Here is a 920-nt window from a genome sequence, read left to right as displayed (position 1 = left end):
CCGCCGGATCGGATGTTGACCTGATCCTGCTCTACGACCACGCGCCGGACGCCGAGGAGTCCGATGGTGACAAGCCGTTGGCGCCTTCGCACTACTACACCCGCATGACGCAGCGGCTGATCGCGGCCGTTTCCGCGCCGACAGCGGAGGGCGTGCTCTACGAGCTCGACCTGCGCCTGCGGCCATCCGGCAACAAGGGTCCGGTGGCCACCCATATCGATGCCTTCAAGAAATACCAGCGTCAGGAGGCTTGGACCTGGGAGCACATGGCGCTGGCCCGCGCCCGCGCCATTGGCGGCGACGCCAGCTTGTGCGGTGAGGTTGAAGCGGAAGTCGCCGCCGTGCTTGGCCAGCCGCGCGACGCGAAAAAGGTGATGGCCGAGGCCTCGGACATGCGCGCCATGATCGAAAAAGAAAAGCCACCGCGCGATCTGTGGGACATCAAGCTGATTCCCGGCGGCCTCATCGATCTCGAATTCATCGCTCAGGTGGCCGTCATCACCGGGCAGGTCGATGCCGGGCCGCGTGCCCCGACCGTGCCAATTGCACGTGCCACCGGCACGGCCGAGATCCTGTCGCGTCTTGCACCGGGCTTTGCCGATGCCGAGGTCAGGCAGGCGCTTGGCGACGCCTACGCGCTCTATCTGGCACTGACCCAGATGACGCGGCTGTGCCTCACCGGAGCCTTTGAGCGCGACGATGTTCCGCCGGGGCTTTCGGATCTGCTTCTGGCAGTGACTGACCTGCCGGATTTCGGTGTGCTGGAAGCACACCTCAAAGAGACGTCGCAAAAGGTCAGGAGAGACTTCGACCTTTTGCTTCGTGCCGGACGACCGTGATGAACGGCCTGCCGGACCGCATCGGGGGTGACGATGCAACAGGAGAAGACCATGAGAAAGTCAACGAAACTTGCCCTTGCC

The 920-nt window shown here is 64.1% G+C and carries 1 pseudogene; it reads left to right on the top strand.

Annotated features, from left to right (window positions below):
* Positions 1 to 839, top strand: a pseudogene (locus EN993_RS36255) (bifunctional [glutamine synthetase] adenylyltransferase/[glutamine synthetase]-adenylyl-L-tyrosine phosphorylase); the annotation flags it as partial.
* Positions 840 to 920 lie beyond the last annotated feature (81 nt).

The sequence above is a fragment of the Mesorhizobium sp. M7D.F.Ca.US.004.01.2.1 genome (genome assembly GCF_003997785.1).
GTDB classification, from domain to species: Bacteria; Pseudomonadota; Alphaproteobacteria; order Rhizobiales; family Rhizobiaceae; genus Mesorhizobium; species Mesorhizobium loti.
Note: the sequence above shows the minus strand (reverse complement) of the source record. Positions and strands in the feature narration are given on the sequence as shown.